The organism is Acuticoccus mangrovi (assembly GCF_016411865.1).
GTDB classification, from domain to species: domain Bacteria; phylum Pseudomonadota; class Alphaproteobacteria; order Rhizobiales; family Amorphaceae; genus Acuticoccus; species Acuticoccus mangrovi.
Window position 1 is genome coordinate 1 of record NZ_JAEKJA010000010.1, and the last position, 17,907, is coordinate 17,907.

Genomic DNA, 17,907 nt, shown 5'->3' on the forward strand with positions numbered 1-17,907 from the left:
GCTCTCGAGCCCAAGATCCTGTTGTTCGACGAGCCCACCTCGGCCCTCGATCCGGAGCTCGTCAACGAGGTGCTGAAGGTCATCCGCGCGCTCGCCGACGAAGGCCGCACGATGATCATCGTCACCCACGAGATGCGCTTCGCGCGCGACGTGTGCGACCGGATCCTGTTCCTGGAGAAGGGCCACATCGTCGACAGCGGACCGCCCTCGCACATTTTCGGCACGACCACGAACTCCCGCACGCGCGCCTTCGTCGGCGAGTATCTGAACTCCGCGACCACCTGACCCCGCAGCGTCGTATCGGATCGCCCATGCCCAACCAATATCATTGGAATTTCGACGTCATCTGGGAATATCGCGAGGTCTTCCTGCGCGGCATCGTGATGACGCTGGAGCTCGCCGCCGTCACCATCGTCCTCGGGATGGTGCTCGGCTTTCTGCTCGCACTCCTGCGCGGCTCCCGCATCCGCGCCCTGACCTTGCCGGTGGGCGCCTTCATCGAGCTCGTGCGGGCGGTGCCGCCGCTCGTGCTCATCGTGTGGATGTATTATTGCTTGCCCATCCTCACCGGTCTCGCGCTCAGCGCCTTTCAGACCGCCGTGGTGGCGCTCGCCCTCTATAGCGCGGCCTTCTTCGCCGAGATCTTCCGCGCCGGGCTGCAGTCCATCGAGATCGGCCACATCGAGGCGGCCTATTCCGTGGGCATGACGCGGATGCAGGCGATGCGGCGGATCATCGGGCCGCTGGCGTTTCAGCGGGTGTTCCCGCCGCTCGTCAGCCAGTGCGTCCTCGTGGTGAAGAACACCTCGCTCGCAGGCTACATCGCCGTGGCCGAAACCCTCTACCAGGGGCAGCAGATCTCCATCCAGACCTTCCGTCCCCTCGAGGTTCTCACGGTGGTGGCGCTGCTCTTCATCGTTATCATCGTTCCCTTGACCGTGATCGCTCGCGTGTTCGAGGCGGCTTACCAGCGGAAATATTTCCGATGATGTCTTCCTCCAAAGTCCTCGTCGTCGGGGCCGGGGTGGTGGGGGCGATGACCGCCCTCGCGCTGCAGGAGCGCGGCTATGCGGTCACCCTCGTCGATCGCAACACGCCGGGCAACGGCTGCTCCTTCGGCAATGCCGGCAATGTGAGCCCCGGCGGGGTCGTGCCCTACGCGATGCCCGGCACCTTGCTCGACGTGCCGCGCTGGGTGCTCGACCGCACCGGACCGCTCGCGATCCGCGCCGGCCACCTGCCGCGCCTCACGCCGTGGCTGGTGGGCTGGCTGAAGGCGAGCCAGCCGTCCAACGCCTTCGCCGTGTCACGGGCGATGCACGCGATGCACGCCCACACCTTCGACGACTATCTGCCGCTGCTCGCCGAGATCGGGGAGCCCGATCTCATCAAGCGCACCGGCCAGCTCTACGTGTCGCGCCGTCCCAACGGTGCGCAGGGCGATGCGCTCGTGGCGCGGATGCGCGAGGCGGCCGACGTGCACGTGGAGCCGCTGGCCGGACCGCAGATCCGCGAGGTCGAGCCGGCGGTCTCGCCCAAATTCGTCAGCGGGCTCTATTTGCCCGGCAACGGCAATTGCGCCAACCCGCATCGCCTCGTCACCGTCTTGGCGGAGGCGTTCGCGCGGCGCGGCGGCACGGTGCTGCAGGGTGAGGTCACCGGGTTCGAGATGGGTCCGAGCGGGCCGAGCGCGGCGCGGCTCGCCGACGGGGGGCAGGTGCCGTTCGACCATCTGGTCGCCGCCGCCGGGGCCTGGTCGCGCAAGCTCGTTCAGATGCTCGGCGTCGATGCACCGCTCGAGGCGGAGCGGGGCTACCACGTCACGCTGCCCGATCCGGGCGTCATGCCGAAGCGGCCGGTGACGGATCGCGATCGCGCCTTCGCCACCGCGCCGATGGAGCTCGGCCTGCGCATCGCCGGCACCGCCGAGTTCGCCGAGGTCGATGCCACTCCGGACTGGCGCCGGGCGGAGATCCTCCTGAAGCATGGTGCCGACCTCTATCCGGGGCTGAAGACCGAGGGTCACACCCGCTGGATGGGGCCGCGCCCGTCGATGCCCGACGGCTTGCCCGTGGTCGACCGCTCGCCCCATCACGCCAACGTGGTGTTCGTGTTCGGCAACGGCCATTTCGGACTGACCGCGGCGCCGATGATGGGTCGCCTCGCGGCCGAGCTCGTGTCCGGCACGACGCCGTCGGTCGACATCGCGCCCTATCGGATCACCCGCTTCGGCGGCGGCACGCGGCGGGCCGCCTGACCGACGATGGCGGATGCGATCCATGCGGAGGTGGCCGTCGTCGGCGGTGGCCTGATCGGCTCCGCCGCCGCCTACGGGCTCGCCCGGCGCGGCGTGAAGACGGTGCTTCTCGACGGGGACGATGCCGACATCCGCTCCGCTCGGGCGAATTTTGGCCTCGTCTGGGTGCAGGGCAAGGGCATGGACATGCCCGCCTACCAGCGCCTCACCCGTCTCAGCAGCAACCGTTGGCCGGAGTTCGCCGCCCGTCTTGCCGAGGAGAGCGGCATCGGCTTCGACTATCGCCGTGACGGGGGGCTGACGGTCGCCCTCGGCGAGGCCGAATTCGCCGAACGCTCGGCCTATGTGGAGCGACTGCGCACCCAGTTCGGCACGAACGACTACGACACCGAAATGGTCGAGCGCACCGCGCTGGAGCGCTTGCTGCCGGAGGTGACGCTGGGCCCCGAGGTGGTGGGGGCGAGCTATTGCTGGCGCGACGGCCATCTCAACCCGCTGGCGCTTCTGCGGGCGTTGCAGGTGGCGTTTCTGCGCTTCGGTGGGCGCCTGGAACGGCGGGCCCGCGTCGAGGCGATTTCGCGCGAGGGCGGCACGTTCCTCGCTCGCACGGCGCGGGGGGAGGTGCGCTCGGACCGGCTTCTCGTCGCGGCGGGCTCGAAATCCGCGGCGATCGCGCGAGAGGTCGGCATCGACGTTCCGGTGCGGCCCCAGCGGGGGCAGGTGATGATCACCGAGCGCATGCCGCCGATGCTGCCGCTGCCCATCACCGGGGTGCGACAGACCGGGGAGGGGACCTACCTCGTCGGCGGTACGCAGGAGGAGGTGGGGTTCGACACCTCCACCCGCGTCGCCGACGCGGCGAACATGGCCGACCGGGCGGTGCGCGTTCTGCCGGCCCTCGAGAACGTGAACCTCGTGCGCCATTGGGCGGGACTGCGCGTGATGACCCCCGACAGCTACCCGATCTACGAAGAGTCCCAGACGATGCCCGGTGCGTTCGTGGCGCTGTGCCACTCCGGCGCCACCTTGTGCGCGGCCCACGCCGAGGCGCTGGCCGAGACCATGGCGACCGGTGCAATCGCTCCCGACATCGCCGGCTTCGACCACAGGCGCTTCGATGTTTGAGCCGATCGACGACGGGGCGGCGGGGCACGTCACGGTCACCCTCGACGGGGTGGCGGTGACGGCGGACGCGCGAGAGAGCGTCGCCGCGCTTCTCCTGCGCACGCCGCCGCACCTTGCCCGCCCGCCGATGGCCGGGGGCACCGCCCACGCGCCGTTCTGCCAGATGGGGGCGTGTTTCGAATGTCTGGCGCGGGTGGACGGCATCAGGGTGCGCACCTGTCTCGTTCCGGTGCGGGAGGGGATGGTGATCGAGCGCGGCGGGCCGGAGGCGCAATCATGACGTTCGACGTTGCGATCGTGGGGGCGGGGCCGGCCGGCCTGTCGGCCGCGGTGGTGCTCGCCGAGGCGAAGCTCTCGGTGGTGGTGTTCGACGAGCAGGAAGCGCCCGGTGGCCAGATCTGGCGGGCCATCGAGGCCCGCACGGCGGACGGCTCGGCCGGATCGATGGGGGCCGACTACGCCGCGGGCGCCGATCTCGTGCGGCGCTTCCGGGCGTGCGGTGCCGAATTCCGGGGTGGCTCGGGGGTGTGGCAGATCGAGGAGGGGTTCGATCTCTACGTCTCGCGGGGCGCCCACAGCGAGATCGTCGCGGCGCGGGCGGTGCTCCTCGCCGTGGGCGCGCAGGAGCGGCCGACCCCGTTTCCGGGCTGGACCTTGCCGGGCGTCGTCACGGTGGGAGCGGCGCAGACCCTGTTGAAATCGGCGCGCCAGGTGCCTTCCGGGCCCCTCGTGGTGGCCGGCTCGGGTCCGTTGCCGCTCCTCTATATGAACCAGCTCCTCGCCGCCGGCCGGCCGATCGCGGCCTGGCTCGACACCACGCCGCCGATCTCGGCGGAGGCCATGTCCCGGCTTCCCGCCGCGCTCGGGGGGTGGCGGGACCTCATGAAGGGATTCAGTTGGCTGAGGCGTTTGTCGGGGGCCGGGGTGCGGCGGGTGCGCGGGGTCACGAGCCTTCGCGCCGAGGGCGAAGAGCGGCTTCGGCGCGTCGCCTATACCACCCGCGGCGGGGACACCGGCGTGGTGGAGGCGGGGCAGCTCGCGGTTCATGAAGGGGTGATCCCGGCGGTGCAGATGCCGCTCGGGCTCGGTTGCGACGTGACGTGGCGTGCCGATCAGCGGGCGTTCGTGCCCCGATGCGACGACGGCGGGGCCACCTCGGTGCCCGGCCTTTACGTGGCGGGCGACGGAGGCGGGATCGTCGGAGCTCGGGCGGCGTGCCTGCAAGGTGCCGCGGCGGGACGGGCCATCGCGCATCGTCTGGGCGTTTCCGTGGCCGAGGATCCGGCCGACGCCGGCCGCCTTGCGCGGGCGTTGGCGCCGCGAGCGTTTCTCGACGCCCTCTTTCCGGCGCCACGTTCTGTGCCGCCCGACGAGACCATCGTGTGCCGTTGCGAGGAGGTGACCGTGCGGCAGGTGCGGATCGCCGCCGCGACGGCGGAAGCCGGGCCGAACCAGGTGAAGACCTTCACCCGATGCGGGATGGGCCCCTGCCAGGGGCGGCAATGTGGCTTGACGCTCTCGGCGATCGTCGCCGAGGCGCGGGGAGCCGACGTCGGTGAGGTCGGGCTTTCGACGGTGCGTCCGCCGTTCCGGCCGGTGACGCTCGGCGAGGTGGCGGCGCTGACGCGGCGCGCCTGACACCGCAACCCGCTCGGAGGGCGAACCCGCGCCACCGCCGGCTCGAACCGCCGCGTCGTCGCGGATGACAGGGTTTTGGATTGTTGTTCTTTGTTCCGGCTCGGCGGCCTTCGATGCACGATCGTCGCGACTTCCAGCGCACCCGAGATCAACCAAAACCTAGAAAAACTCAATATAAGATAACGGATTAAGCGGAATCTTGCAGCGCAGCGAATCTGCCTTGAATTGCACAAAGGGTATTATAAAGTGCGATTTATCCGGAAACGGGCCGGCCTCGCCCCCGCCTGACCCAAAGGGAGATCGCCATCTCTACGCCGCCGAGGATTGCCGTCGTAGGCTCGCGCGCCATGCCGGCCGATCATTGTCGGGCCGCTGCGGCCCTCTTGGGTGGCCTGCGGGCCGGTGGCGTTCGGGCGAAGAGTGACCGCATCGCCTCGGAGCTCGACGACAGCCTCGTCAAAGGCTCCCGCGAGTTCGTCACCGCCGACGGCCGTCCGGCGCCCAACGGGGTCCATTGGCTGGAGCGCGTCGAGGGCGATGTGTGGACCGGCGGGGACGACCAGCCGGGCGCCGATATGCTGGTGGTCGAGGTCGCCCCCGGGGCGACGCCGCCCCGCGACGCCCTGGTGATCGAGGCTGCCGACATCCCCATCGCCACGGACGAGCACGGGCGGTCGCGCCTCGCGGGTTCGGTCGCCGGCGTGCCTGATGCGGAGATCGATACGGGCGACAAGAAGACCGGCGGGCGCCGGCTCAGCATCGGCGTGGTCGGCGAAGCCCCGCATCTTCGCTACATCAATCCCATCGTGATCGCGACGCTCGCCGACGCCGTCGACCGGGCGGGCGCCGTTTTGGACCTGCGCATCATTTCCTCGGCCGAGGCCGCCGGTGGGCTGCCTCGAGGGCTCGACGGGCTCGTGTTGCCGGGGGGCTCCGACATGTCCCAGGTCGAGCCTCAAATTCGAGTCGCCCAGGAGGCCTGGGAGCGGGATCTGCCGACCCTCGGGCTGTGCCTCGGGATGCAGGACATGGCGCTCGCCGCCATGCGTCGCGGGGGATGGGCGCAAGCGGTGCTCGAGGAGATCCACGGCCCGGGCGAGCAGCGCGGCTTCGTGCGCATGCGCACCCCGGACGGCGGCTTCCGCCAGCGACGCGGCGACGCGCTCCTGACGCCGGAGGCCGGCACCGGCCTCGCCGCGATCCTCGGTGGTGAGACGCGGGTGCGCATGCATCACAACTACAACCTCGCCCCCGATGCGCGTGAACCCATGGAAGCCGGCGGCTTCCGCGTCGTCGCTGTGCACGAGACGGGGGTCGCCGACGCCGCCGAAGATCCCACCCGGCGCTTCCATGTCGGCTTGCAGGGCCATCCCGAAACGGGGGCCTGCCCCCGCCTTCCGCGTCTGTGGGACGCCTTCATCGCCGCTGCGCTCGATTGAGCGCGGCGCCACGCCCTTCGTCTTCTCCCGCCAGGCCGGCTCGCCGCCGGGCAAGCCCCCAGAAAGGACCTCGATGACCGTCTTCAAGCCCCTCTGTGCCATGGCGCTCGCCACCGCCATCTTCACCCTTCCCGCCGCCGCCGACGAGCTGAGCGACAAGGCGAAGTCCGGTGCCGCGCTCGCCGTCGGAACGGCCAACGAGGCGCCGTTCTCATCGATCGGCCCGGACGGTGCGCTGAAGGGTTCCGACATCGTGCTGCTCAACGCGGTGCTCGACGCGATGGGTGTCAGCGGCACCGAGGGCGTGCTGACCGAGTTCGGCGCGCTGATCCCGGGCCTCAAGGCGAACCGCTTCGACATCATCGCCGCGGGCCTCTACATCAGCCCTGATCGCTGCAAGCAGGTGGCCTTCGCCGAGCCGATCTTCGCCATCGGCAACACCTTCATCGTGCCGGCGGGCAACCCGAAGAACCTCCACTCCTACGCCGACCTCGAGGCCGATCCGTCGCTGAAGGCGGGCCACACCATGGGTTCGCGCCTGCGCGGTGAGGCACTCGAGATGGGCGTGCCGGAAAGCCAGCTGGTGGCGCTGCCGGACGGTCCGGCGCTGATCGCGGCGGTGAAGTCCGGCCGGGTCGACGCCGCGCTCTATCCCGCCCTGTCGGCCCAGACCCTGATCGACGCCTCCAAGGACACCGCCATCGAGCGTGCCGATCCGTTCGAGACGCCGGTGATCAACGGCAAGCCCCGCGTGAGCTATGGGAGCTTCGCTTTCCGTCCCGAGGACAAAGAGTTCCTGACCACCTTCAACGCCGAGCTGAAGAAGATCCTCGCCTCGCCGGAATATCTCGAGATGGTGCGCCCCTTCGGCCTCACCGCAGCGGAGCTTCCCGGCAAGGTCACCACCGCCGAACTCTGCGGCGGCTGATCCGCTCGTCCGCGCCGCTGCGTCGCCGCTCCCCGCAACGGGGGCGGCACCCATCCGGGAGTGCGGCGCGGGCTGAAATCCGGCGGAGGCTCGCGCCTGCGCCGACCCACCGAGACACGATCGACGGGGCCGGATGGACACGATCTGGAATTATCGCTGGTTGCTGCTGCAGGGTCTCGGTGTGACCGTGCAGGTGACGGTTCTTGCCGGACTGTTGGCGCTGGCGCTGGGCATCGCGACGGGGCTCGCCCGGCGCGGACCGCCGCTGATCGCCTGGCCGGTGCACATTTATGTCGAGGTGTTTCGCGGCACCTCGGCGCTGGTTCAGCTCTTCGTCTTGTTCTTCGTCCTGCCGGGGATGGGCTTGCGGCTCGACCCGATGACCTGCGGTGTGGTGGGGCTCGGCCTCTGCTACGGCGCCTATTGCTCCGAGGTGGTGCGCGGCGCGCTGAACAATTTTCCCCGCGCCCAGCGCGAAGCGGCGGTGGCACTGAACCTGACGGGGACACAGACCCTCACCCGCGTGGTCCTGCCGCAAGCGCTTCTGGTGATGCTGCCACAGCTCGGCAACCTGATGGTGGAGTTGTTGAAGGCGAGCTCGCTCGTCTCGCTGATCACCCTCGCCGACCTCACCTTCCAGGCGCGCAGCATCATGCGGCTGACCTTGCACACGGTCGAGGCGATGTCGGTGCTCCTGGTCGCCTATTTCGTGTTGGCGCAGCTCATCAGCTTCGGCGCCCGGGCGCTCGAGGCGCGGCTCGGCGGGGCCTGGCGCGGCCGGACGGAGGAGCGCTGAGCCATGGAGTTCTCGTTCGCCTTCGCCCTCGAGATCCTGCCCAAGCTCCTGCGTGGCGCGGTGGTGACCATCGAGGCGACGCTCGTCGGCTTTCTCCTCGCGATCCTCGTCGGGGCGGGGTTGACGGCGCTGCGCCGCGGAACGCCCCGTCTGGTGTCGGGGGTCACGCGCTGGGTGATGGAGTTCCTGCGCTCCACGCCGCTCCTGGTGAAGGCGTATTTCCTCTATTTCGCGCTGCCCGATTTCGGGCTGACGATGGCCCCCTTCGTCGCCGGTGTCGTGGCGCTGGGGCTCCACCACGGGGCCTTCGCATCGGAAATCATGCGGGCTGGGCTCGACAGCGTGCCGCGCAGCCAGCGCGAGGCCGCCATCGCCCTCAACCTGCCCGAAGGCGCCTGGCGCACCCGTATTCTGATCCCCCAGGCGGCGCGACCGGTGCTGCCGGGGTTCGGCAACCTCTTCATCTCCATGCTCAAGGACACGCCCGTGCTCTATTCCATTTCCCTCGCGGAGATGATGTTCGTGGCCAATGAGATCGGTTCGCTCCAGTTCCGCTACAACGAAGCCTATATCGTCGTCGCACTCATCTACCTGGTGTTCAGCCTGTTGGGCGCCGTCGGTGTGCGCCTGTTGGAGCGTCGCATGACGCTGCCGGGGAGCCGGCCGTGAGCGCAACCGCCACCGACGCGCCCGCGGTCCGCTTCGCCGCCGCCTGCAAGAGCTTCGGCGACACGCGGGTGCTCGATCGGTTCGACCTCGACATCCCCCGCGGTGAGAAGACGGTGATCATCGGGCCCAGCGGGTCGGGCAAGTCGACGTTGCTGCGCATCCTGATGACGCTCGAAGGGATCGAATCCGGCCGGGTGGAGATCTGCGGCGAGACGTTGACCGACCGGTTCGACGGCGTCGAGCGTGCCCCGCGCGGTCGTGGCCGGCTGCGCAAGATCCGCGGCCACGTCGGCATGGTGTTCCAGCAGTTCAATCTTTTTCCGCACATGAGTGCGCTCGAGAACGTCGCCTGCGGGCCGCGCCTCTCGCTGCGTCGTTCGCGGGTCGAGGCGGAGGCGGAGGCCGAAGCGTTGCTGCGCCGGGTCGGGCTCGGCGACAAGCTGGGCTCCTACCCGCTGCAGCTCTCCGGCGGGCAGCAGCAGCGTGTCGCCATCGCCCGCGCCATGGCCCTGCGGCCGGAAGTGATGCTGTTCGACGAGGTGACCTCGGCGCTCGACCCCGAGCTGATCGGCGAGGTGCTCGCGGTGATGCGCGAGCTCGCGTCGGAAACCTCACTGACGATGCTGGTGGTCACCCACCAGATGGGTGTCGCACGGGCGCTCGCCGATCGGGTCTGTTTCCTCGAGAACGGCCGCCTCGTCGAGCAGGGGCCGCCCGAACAGGTGCTGGACGCGCCCGAGAACCCGCGCACCCGCGAATTCCTGCACGCCCTGAACCTCGCCTGAGCTTGTCGGTGCGGGGGCCGAAGCCCCCCGCGTCAGTAGCCGCGGGTGCGGTCGACGAGGGCGGGAATCTCGCCGGTTTCGAAATAGTGGCGCACGTTGCCCGCGGCGATGGCGGCGGCGCTCGCCTTGTGGGTCGGCGCCGAGATGTGGGGCAGCACCGTCACCGAGGGATGGCGCCAGAGCGGATCGTCGGCCGGCAGGGGCTCGACTGCGAAGACGTCGAGCACGGCATGGCCGAGCCGCCCGTCGCTCAGCCGCTCGGCGAGGGCGGCGACGTCCACCACCGGACCACGGCCGAAATTGATGAGCCCGGCGCCCTTGGGCAGCTTGTCCAGCGCTTCGGCGCCGAGAAGGCCGCGGGTCTCGGGCGTCAGGGGCAGAAGGCTGACGGCGATCTCGGCCCGGGACAGGATTTCCGCAAGGCCCTCGGGCCCGTGGAAGGTCTCGACGCCCTCCATCTCCGTCGGGGTGCGGGTCCAGCCCATCACCGGGAAATCCTGGGCGAGGAGGGCGCGGGCGGCGGCACGGCCGAGATGGCCGAGGCCGAGGATGGCGATCGGGCGCTCCTGTGCGAGGCGCATCGGGCGGGGCGACCACTCGACCCGGGCCTGGGCCGCGGCATAGTGGGGCATGTCGCGGTGGAGATAGAGGGTCCAGGCGAGCACCGCCTCGGCCATGCTCAGGGCGAGCTGCGGGTCGACGAGGCGCACCACCTTGAGGCTTTCGGGCAGCTCGGCGACGATCCGCTCCACCCCGGCCCAGAGGCTCTGCACCCATTCGAGGGCCGGCAGCTCGGCGAGTTCCGCCGGCTCCGGGTTGGCGACGACGGCGACGCGGGCGGCGGCCCGCTCGGCCGCGGTCGTCTCGGCGAAGGGGACGATGCGCGCTTCGGGCAAGGCGGTGCGCAGGGCCGCGAGCCACTCCGGCGTGACCTCGCGCGCGACGAAGGGGATGACGGGCACAGTCGCGGTCACGATACGGAACTCCGTTGGATGGGATTGGGGTTCGCCCCGGTGGCGGGACGGTTCGGCGAGGGGGGCGAGACCGTGATGGCCCACCCACCCGGTAGGAGGCTCTCGACGGCTCTGGCGGTGCGGGCGCCGTCGAGGCCATGGCCGTGCCGGGTGCGGGGAAGGGTGGGCATCACGGTCTCTTGTGGTGTGCCGAGCGGGATCAGGCCCGCGGCATCATTTCGAGAACGACGTCGGCGTAGATCCGGGCGGAGGCCTCGAACTCGTCGATGGGCACGAACTCGTCCGGCTTGTGGGCGACGCCGATGGAGCCTGGGCCGATGACGATCCCCTGCGCGCCGAGGGTGCGGAAGTGGACGAGGTCGCAGGCGCCCGAGAAGCCGAGGGGGGCGTCGTCCTCGCCCGCGCCGTGGCGGCGCCCGGCGGCGCGGCCGGCGGCGACGAGAGGGTGATCGGGCAGGGTTTCGGCCGCACCGCCCGTGGTGGGCGCGAAGCGGACGATCTCGGCCTCGACGCCGAGCTCCTCGCGGGCGGCGACGAGCAGGGCTTCGATCTCCGCCGTCGCCGACGCCTCGTCCTCGCCGGGGATCATGCGGCGGTCGAGCATCAGCTCCATCTGGTCGGGCACCATGTTGTCGGCGAGGCCGGCGTTGGCGCGCGTGACGGTCAGGCTGCCGCCGCCCACCAAGGGATGGGGCGGCCGGGCGGCGATCTCCTCGCCGAGCGCCTCGATGCGGGGCAGGAGCCGGGCGGTCTGGAAGATGGCGTTGACGCCGAGTTGGGGCGAGGCGGAATGGGCCGCCGTCCCCTTCACCCGCACGATCGGCCGCAAGCTGCCCTTGTGGGCGATGATGGTGCGGTTCGACGTCGGCTCGCCGATGATGGCGAGGTCGATCTTGGGCGCTTGCTCGGCGAGGCGGCGGGCGCCGGCGCTTCCGACCTCCTCGTCCGCCACGAAGACGCCGAGGAGGGTCCCGCTCCAGGCTTCGCGCTGGGCGGCGAGCAGGCGCAGTGCCTCGAGCATCGCCGCGAGCGGGCCTTTGGCGTCGCAGGCGCCGCGGGCGAAGAGCTTGCCGTCGGCTTCCGCGAGCGTGAGCGGCGGACGGCTCCAGCCTTCACCGACGGGAACCACGTCCATGTGGGTGTTGAAGGCGAAGACCGGCCCGGGCCCGTTCTCGAGCCGCGCCGCCACGTTGACGCGGTCGGGGAGGCCATGGGCCTCGAACCGATCCAGCGTGACGGTGAAGCCGACGGCTTCGAGCTGGGCGGCGATGAATTCGGCGCAGGGCGCTTCGCGCCCCGGCGGGTTCTGGGTGTCGAAGGCCGTGAGGGTGGTGAGGTCCGCGATCATGCGGTCCAGGTTGGGGCGAAGATTGTCGCCAGCGTGCATTTTCTTACGACCTTTATACGATTCTTAGTCAGCCGAGCTGCTTGCAGGCATCGACGATCCCCTGCATCGCGCGGCGCAGGACGTCGGTATCCACGGCATAGGCGAGGCGCAGATAGGGGGAGGTGCCGAAGGCCGCACCCGGGATCAGGCCCACACCCGAAGCATCGAGGATCCAGGCGGCGACGTCGCCGTCGGTTTTGATCACGTCGCTGTCGGGCCGCTTACGACCGATGAGGCCGGAGCAGTCGATGTAGGCGTAGAAGGCGCCCTGGGGCCGGCCACAGGCGAGGCCGGGGGCGCGCTCGATGGCCTCGAGCACGATGTGGCGGCGCTCGTCCAGCGTCGTCAGCCACTCGTCCATGAAGTCCCGCTCTTCGCGCAGCGCCGCCACGGCGGCGGCCTGGCTGATGGAGCTGGCATTGGTGGAGCTCTGGCTCTGCAGCGTCTCCATGGCCTTGATCAGCGGGGCCGGGCCGGCGGCGTAGCCGAGCCGCCAACCGGTCATCGAGAACGCCTTGGACACGCCGTTGATCACCACGCAGCGCGATTTCAGCGCGGGCTCGACCTCAGGCATGGTGGCGAAGGGCAGGCCGTCGTAGCGGATGTGCTCGTAGATGTCGTCGCAGAGCACGAGCACGTCGGGGTAGGGCGCGAGGACGCGGGCGAGGGCGCTCAGCTCCTCGGCGGTCAGGATCGCGCCGGTGGGATTGTTGGGCGAGTTCAGCACCAGCCAGCGGCTCTTCGGGGTGAGGGCGGCGGCGAGCCGCTCGGGCGTCGGCTTCCAGTCCGAGGCGGCGTCGCAGGGCAGGATCACCGGCTCGCCGTCGGCAAGGCGCGCCATGTCGGGATAGCTGACCCAGTGCGGGGCCGGGATGATGACTTCGTCGCCGGGGCTGACCGTCGCCATCAGCGCGTCGAGGATGAGCGGTTTGGCGCCGGGGCCGGCGATGATCTCGTCCAGCGTGTAGTCGAGGCCGTTCTCGTTGTGCAGCTTGTCGCGGATCGCCTCGCGCAGGACCTGAGTGCCGGCGACGGAGGTGTACTTCGTCTCGCCCCTTTCGATCGCATCATGGGCGGCACGGCGAACGTGGACGGGCGTATCGAAGTCGAGCTCCCCTTCGCCGAGATTGATCACCTCGCGCGCCTCGGCGGCGAGACGGCGCAGGCGTTGGGAAATCTCCGCCGTCGGTGAAGGCCGCAGCCGGCTCATCCGCGGTGCGAGGCGGAGCCTGGGGTGGTCGAGCATCGAGCATCCTCTGTTTAGGAATGCACTTAATCGATCAAAATATGCAATGTAAAGCGAAGCCCGTCCCGGACGGGCGGTCTGGGGCGCCTTTGCGAGGGGGCGATCGGGTCGCGGCGTTCCCTCAGCCGCGGGCGGCGGAGGGCGGGGGGCTCGCCGACCAGGGGTCCCCGGCCGTCGGCTGCGGGGTGCGGCTCGCCACCTCGTGCAGGCCGGCGTCGAGCGCCTTCGACAGGTGCCGGCGCAGCAGCGCTTCGGCCTCGTCCATGTCCTGGCTGTAGAGCGCGTCCATCACCGCCATGTGCTCCTTCATCCAGGCCACGGTGCGGGCGGTGTCGCGGTAGCCTTGATATTCGAGCGGGCGGCGCAGTCGGTTCTGCTGCTGGATCGCCTGGGTGAAGAAGGCGTTGCCGGAGAAGCCGACCAGCGTCTCGTGGAAGTTGGCGTCGAGCTCGAAGAGCTCCCAGCCCTGCACCTGCATGTTTTCGCCCTGCTCGAGCAGCCACAGATGGCGCCGCCGCATCCGGTCGAGCGCCAGAAGGTCCACCCGGAAGTCCGCGAGGCGTAGGGCGGCGGGCTCCAGGGTGAGGCGGAAATTGTAGCTGTCGCGCAGTGCGTCGCCGCTGTCGAGGGCGGGCATGAAGGTCCAGCCGTGGCCGCGATTCTTCGACACGACCCCTTCGTCGGCCATGCGCGACAGGGTCTTGATCAGCACCGCCCGGTTCACCCCATAGCGCTCCAGGAGAGCCGATTGGGTGACCGAGGCCGGGATGAGACCCTCCACCCGCTCCCGGATCAGGCGCATGTAGAGATCGTCCTCCTGGGTGGCGGGCACGGCGAGGCGTGTGGTCTTCAGCTCGGCCCAACCCTTGCGCAGCGAGAAGCCGTGATTGGGGCGCGCCTCGACCACGCCCTTCTCGGCGAGCAGCAGCAGGGCGGCGCGCACCGGCGTGCGCGAGACGCCGAATTCGCTCGCGAGCGCGATCTCGGCGAGGCGGTCGCCGGGGTCCATGCGTCGGTCGCGCACGATGTCGAGGATCTGATTGGAGAGCTGGTGACGAACCTTGTCGCCCACGCCGCCGGCGCGCGCCTTGCCCGTTGTCATCCTCCGATCCTTCCCTTCATCCGCCCCGCTCCAACCATCCGCCGACCCGCCGCCGAGGGAACGCACCGTCGCCGATTATGCACTTTTTATTTCTTGTCTAGCGGTGAATGCGCGCCGGCGCGATACGCCGGTCACGCGAAATTCCCTCGCCATGACGCGGGCCAAGGCCGGTCCAAGCGCGGGTTTGCCGTGCCGCAGCAGGTCGCCTTGCATTGCACAAATAAAGACCTAAAGTGCAATCAAGTATCGGCCTCTGCGCCGAAACTGCGACCCGACCCAGCCAGGAGCACCCCTTTCGTGGCCCAGACCGACCTCGCCGACATCATGCGCGCCGTTCCCCAAGGCGCCGAGAGCGCCTTCCCCAAAGCCGAATACGACGCCCGCATCGCCGCTCTGCGCGCGTCCATGGCGGCGCGCGGGATGGATCTCATGATCACCTCGGGCCCGGAGAACATCTTCTATCTCAGCGGCCAGCAGACCCCCGGCTACTATACCTTCCAGGCTCTGTGCGTGCCGATCGAGGGTGATCCGTTCCTGGTCTGCCGTGGTCTCGAGGCGATGAATGCCCGCCTCAACAGCTTCATCGGCGACATCACCGGCTACGCCGACGACGTCTCCCCCGCCGAGGCGCTCGCCGGGGCGCTGAAGGCGCGCGGCTGGATGGGCAAGAAGGTCGGTCTCGACAAGTCGGCCTGGTTCCTCACCGTCAACCTCTACGCCACCCTCGCCGACGCGCTGGGCGACACGCTCGACGCCTCGGGCATGGTGGAGCCGCTGCGCCGGGTGAAGTCGCCGCTCGAGATCGAGCAGCTGAAGGCCGCCGCCGCCGCCAACGACGCCGGCATGAAGGCCGGCCTCGAAGCGACCCGCGCCGGCTCTACCGAGAACGACGTCGCCGCGGCCATCATGCAGGCCTCCATCGCGGCGGGCTCGGAATATGTGGGCATGGCGCCGTTCGTGACCTCGGGCCCGCGCTCAGGCATCCCGCACACCACCTGGCGCCGGCGCAAGCTGATCCCGGGCGACGTCGCCGTGCTCGAGACCTCCGCCTGCTACAACCGTTACCACGCCGCGCTCTTCCGTACCGTCTTCATCGGCGACGTGCCGGCCGACGCGCCGGGCATGTTCGACGTGTGCATGACGGGCCTCGACGCCGCCGTGTCCAAGCTCGCCCCCGGCAACACCTGCGCCGACGTCCACAACGCGGTGCAGAAGGTGATCGACGACGCGGGTCAGACCGAGGGCTACCGCAAGCGCACCGGCTACTCGATGGGCATCTCCTTCGCGCCGGACTGGGGCGAGGGCAACATCCTCAGCCTCTTCCGTGGCATCGACGTGCCGCTCGAGGCCGGCATGGCCTTCCACGTGCCGATCACGCTGCGCTCCTACAACCGTTTCACCGTCGCCGTTTCCGAGACGGTGCTGGTGACGGAGAACGGCGGCGTGCCGCTGTCGACCCTGCCGCGCGATCTCGTGGTCGCCTGATCCGATGCGTCCCAACCGTCCGCCCGAGCCCGATCACGCTCTCGCCGCCCGCCTGTTCGACATCCTCGCGAAAGAGACGGCCGACGTGGCCGGTGTCACCCGTGAGGCCTTCGGGCGGGGCGAGCAGTTCGCCCACGATCTCGTCGCCGAGACCGGCCGCGAGATCGGGTTGGAGGTGTCGACCGACGCCGGCGGCAACCTCTATCTGCGGCTGCCCGGTACGGGCGGGACGGGACGCATGATCCTCGCGGGCTCGCATCTCGACAGCGTGCCCATGGGGGGCAACTTCGACGGGGCGGCGGGGGTGCTCGCACCGCTCGCCGTCGCCGCGGGCTGGAAGAAGGCGGGCTTCGCGCTCGCCGACGACCTCGTGGTGGTGGCCCTGCGCGCCGAGGAGAGCAACTGGTTCCCGGTCTCCTATCCCGGCTCCAAGATGGCGCTCGGCCTCCTGCCGCCCGAAACCCTGGAGCTGAAGCGCTCCGACACCGGACGCACCCTGCGCGACCACATGGCCGAGCTCGGCTTCGATCCCGATGTGATCGCCGCCGGCACGCCCCAGGTGGACAAGAGCCGCATCCGCGCCTTCGTGGAGCTCCACATCGAGCAGGGGCCGACCCTCATCGGCGCGGACCTGCCGGCGGCGGTGGTCACCGGCATCCGCGGCTCGATCCGCTATCGCGAGGCCCGGGTCTTCGGAACCTACGCCCATTCGGGCGCCACCCCGCGGGCGTTCCGCACCGACGCGGTGATCGGCGCGGCCGACCTCGTGATGCGCCTCCAGGCCGACTGGCTGCGCCTCGAGGCGGAGGGGCGTGACCTCACCTTCACCGCCGGACAGTTCTTCACCGATCCCGCCCAGCACGCCTTTTCCAAGATCGCCGGCGAAGTGTTCGTTTCGCTCGATCTGCGTTCCAACGACCCGGCGCTTCTCGAAGAGCTGGGCCCGCTGCTCGAAGAGCGCTTCGCCGAGGTCGAGGCCGCCCACGGGGTGCGGATCGATCCCGGCCCGCGCACCGGCTCGACACCGGCGCTGATGGATCCGGAGCTGCGCGAAGCGTTCGGTTCGGCCATGGAGGATCTCGACCTGCCGCGCTTCGAGATGGCGAGCGGCGCCGGCCACGATGCGGCGACCTTCGCCGGCGCCGGGGTGCCCTCGGTCATGCTCTTCGTGCGCAACGCCAACGGCAGCCACAACCCGGACGAGGCGATGGAGATGGACGACTTCGAGTGCGCCACCCGGCTTCTCGCCGACGGTCTGGCGCGCATCCGATGAGCGGAACGACGCTCGATCTCGACCTCACCGGCCGGGCGGCTCTCGTCACCGCCGGCTCGGACGGGCTCGGGCTCGCCTGCGCGCGGCGCCTTGCCGAGGCGGGGGTGAAGGTGGCGATCTGCGGCCGCGATCCGGCGAAGCTCGAGGCGGCCGAGGCGAGCCTACGCGCCGCCGGTGCCCCCGATGCGCTCGCGCTCTGCGCCGATCTTACCGATGCGGCGGCGGTGGAGGGTCTCGTTCCGGCCGTCACCGAACGTTTCGGCGCCCTCGACATCCTGGTCGTGAACTCCGGCCACATCGCCTATGGCGGACTGCGCACCCTGACCGACGCGCAGTGGCACGAGGCGTTCAACCTCCTTCTGATGAGCGCCGTGCGCCTCTCCCGCGCCGCCATCCCGGCGATGCAGGCCACCGGCGGCGGGGACATGGTGTTCCTGACCTCCGCGACGCTGCAGCAGGCGGCGCCGCACCTGTTGCTCTCCTCGGTGTTCCGGCTGGGGGTCGCGAGCCTTGCGAAGTCGCTCTCCCACGACCTCGCCCCCGACGGCATCCGGGTGAACACCGTCGCGCCCGGCTATTTCGACACCGGCCGCGTGCGCGCGCGCATCGACGAGAAGGTGGCGACGGGCCTTTCCCGCCCCGAGGCCGCACTGGAGGTCGCCGGCGAGGCGCCCATGGGCCGCATCGGCGAGGCGGACGAACTCGCCGAGGTGGTGGCTTTCGTCATCGGCGGTCGGGCGCGCTTCCTCAACGGCGCCAGCATCACCATCGACGGCGCCAAGGGCCGCACGGTCCTTTGAGCG

18 protein-coding genes are annotated in these 17,907 nt (G+C 70.1%); 14 read left to right on the plus strand and 4 right to left on the minus strand.

Annotated elements, in window-relative coordinates; all coding sequences use genetic code 11:
* The 11 genes from JCR33_RS12685 to JCR33_RS12735 all read left to right on the plus strand — a co-directional run.
* Window positions 1-285 (plus strand): AAA family ATPase (locus tag JCR33_RS12685; RefSeq protein ID WP_198882461.1); only part of this gene is annotated, 285 nt, incomplete at its 5' end.
* Window positions 286-311: 26 nt separating this feature from the next.
* Window positions 312-989 (plus strand): amino acid ABC transporter permease, encoded by a 678-nt coding sequence (locus tag JCR33_RS12690; protein WP_198882462.1) that lies wholly within the window; start codon window positions 312-314, stop codon window positions 987-989.
* Window positions 986-2,257, plus strand: a complete 1,272-nt coding sequence (locus tag JCR33_RS12695; RefSeq protein WP_198882463.1) for an NAD(P)/FAD-dependent oxidoreductase — start codon at window positions 986-988, stop codon at window positions 2,255-2,257. Before JCR33_RS12690 ends, JCR33_RS12695 begins: the two co-directional genes overlap by 4 nt.
* 6 nt (window positions 2,258-2,263) lie before the next feature.
* The gene (locus tag JCR33_RS12700) at window positions 2,264-3,382 is read left to right on the plus strand and encodes an NAD(P)/FAD-dependent oxidoreductase (RefSeq protein ID WP_198882464.1); all 1,119 of its coding nucleotides are present in this window, start codon (window positions 2,264-2,266) and stop codon (window positions 3,380-3,382) included.
* A complete protein-coding gene (locus tag JCR33_RS12705; protein WP_198882465.1) occupies window positions 3,375-3,662 on the plus strand; it encodes a (2Fe-2S)-binding protein in 288 nt (95 codons plus the stop codon). The genes JCR33_RS12700 and JCR33_RS12705 overlap by 8 nt, the downstream gene beginning before the upstream one ends.
* Window positions 3,659-5,020: an NAD(P)/FAD-dependent oxidoreductase gene (locus tag JCR33_RS12710; RefSeq protein ID WP_198882466.1), complete on the plus strand. Its 1,362-nt coding sequence runs from the start codon at window positions 3,659-3,661 to the stop codon at window positions 5,018-5,020. The genes JCR33_RS12705 and JCR33_RS12710 overlap by 4 nt, the downstream gene beginning before the upstream one ends.
* Before the next feature lie 347 nt (window positions 5,021-5,367).
* Complete coding sequence (locus JCR33_RS12715) at window positions 5,368-6,459, plus strand: glutamine amidotransferase-related protein (RefSeq protein ID WP_198882467.1); 1,092 nt, start codon at window positions 5,368-5,370, stop codon at window positions 6,457-6,459.
* A gap of 73 nt (window positions 6,460-6,532) precedes the next feature.
* Entirely contained in the window at window positions 6,533-7,387 is an 855-nt protein-coding gene (gene ehuB, locus JCR33_RS12720) for an ectoine/hydroxyectoine ABC transporter substrate-binding protein EhuB (RefSeq protein ID WP_198882468.1), read from the plus strand.
* A gap of 133 nt (window positions 7,388-7,520) precedes the next feature.
* On the plus strand, window positions 7,521-8,183 hold the full coding sequence (gene ehuC, locus JCR33_RS12725) for an ectoine/hydroxyectoine ABC transporter permease subunit EhuC (RefSeq protein ID WP_198882469.1): 663 nt from the start codon (window positions 7,521-7,523) through the stop codon (window positions 8,181-8,183).
* A 3-nt stretch (window positions 8,184-8,186) separates the two neighbouring features.
* Entirely contained in the window at window positions 8,187-8,852 is a 666-nt protein-coding gene (gene ehuD, locus JCR33_RS12730; RefSeq protein WP_198882470.1) for an ectoine/hydroxyectoine ABC transporter permease subunit EhuD, read from the plus strand.
* Complete coding sequence (locus tag JCR33_RS12735; RefSeq protein ID WP_198882471.1) at window positions 8,849-9,637, plus strand: amino acid ABC transporter ATP-binding protein; 789 nt, start codon at window positions 8,849-8,851, stop codon at window positions 9,635-9,637. Before ehuD ends, JCR33_RS12735 begins: the two co-directional genes overlap by 4 nt.
* Before the next feature lie 32 nt (window positions 9,638-9,669).
* Here JCR33_RS12735 and JCR33_RS12740 read toward each other — a convergent pair whose 3' ends face one another.
* The 4 genes from JCR33_RS12740 to JCR33_RS12755 form a co-directional block, all read right to left on the minus strand.
* Window positions 9,670-10,611, minus strand: coding sequence for a 2-hydroxyacid dehydrogenase (locus tag JCR33_RS12740; RefSeq protein WP_198882472.1), 942 nt, complete (start codon window positions 10,609-10,611; stop codon window positions 9,670-9,672).
* 199 nt (window positions 10,612-10,810) lie between these two features.
* The gene (locus tag JCR33_RS12745; protein ID WP_232372555.1) at window positions 10,811-11,959 is read right to left on the minus strand and encodes a M20 family metallopeptidase; all 1,149 of its coding nucleotides are present in this window, start codon (window positions 11,957-11,959) and stop codon (window positions 10,811-10,813) included.
* Window positions 11,960-12,026: 67 nt separating this feature from the next.
* Window positions 12,027-13,244 carry a pyridoxal phosphate-dependent aminotransferase gene (locus JCR33_RS12750; RefSeq protein WP_198882474.1) on the minus strand — a complete coding sequence of 406 codons (1,218 nt, stop codon included), beginning with the start codon at window positions 13,242-13,244 and terminating at the stop codon, window positions 12,027-12,029.
* A 121-nt stretch (window positions 13,245-13,365) separates the two neighbouring features.
* Window positions 13,366-14,346 carry a GntR family transcriptional regulator gene (locus JCR33_RS12755; RefSeq protein ID WP_198882475.1) on the minus strand — a complete coding sequence of 327 codons (981 nt, stop codon included), beginning with the start codon at window positions 14,344-14,346 and terminating at the stop codon, window positions 13,366-13,368.
* A gap of 297 nt (window positions 14,347-14,643) precedes the next feature.
* Between JCR33_RS12755 and JCR33_RS12760 the strand changes: the two genes are divergently transcribed.
* From JCR33_RS12760 to JCR33_RS12770, 3 genes are read left to right on the plus strand one after another with little or no spacing between them, the layout of a single operon-like run.
* Window positions 14,644-15,831, plus strand: coding sequence for a M24 family metallopeptidase (locus tag JCR33_RS12760; RefSeq protein WP_332461180.1), 1,188 nt, complete (start codon window positions 14,644-14,646; stop codon window positions 15,829-15,831).
* Window positions 15,832-15,835: 4 nt separating this feature from the next.
* Window positions 15,836-17,104, plus strand: a complete 1,269-nt coding sequence (locus JCR33_RS12765; protein WP_198882476.1) for a Zn-dependent hydrolase — start codon at window positions 15,836-15,838, stop codon at window positions 17,102-17,104.
* Complete coding sequence (locus JCR33_RS12770) at window positions 17,101-17,904, plus strand: SDR family oxidoreductase (protein WP_198882477.1); 804 nt, start codon at window positions 17,101-17,103, stop codon at window positions 17,902-17,904. Before JCR33_RS12765 ends, JCR33_RS12770 begins: the two co-directional genes overlap by 4 nt.
* Window positions 17,905-17,907: the final 3 nt, after the last annotated feature.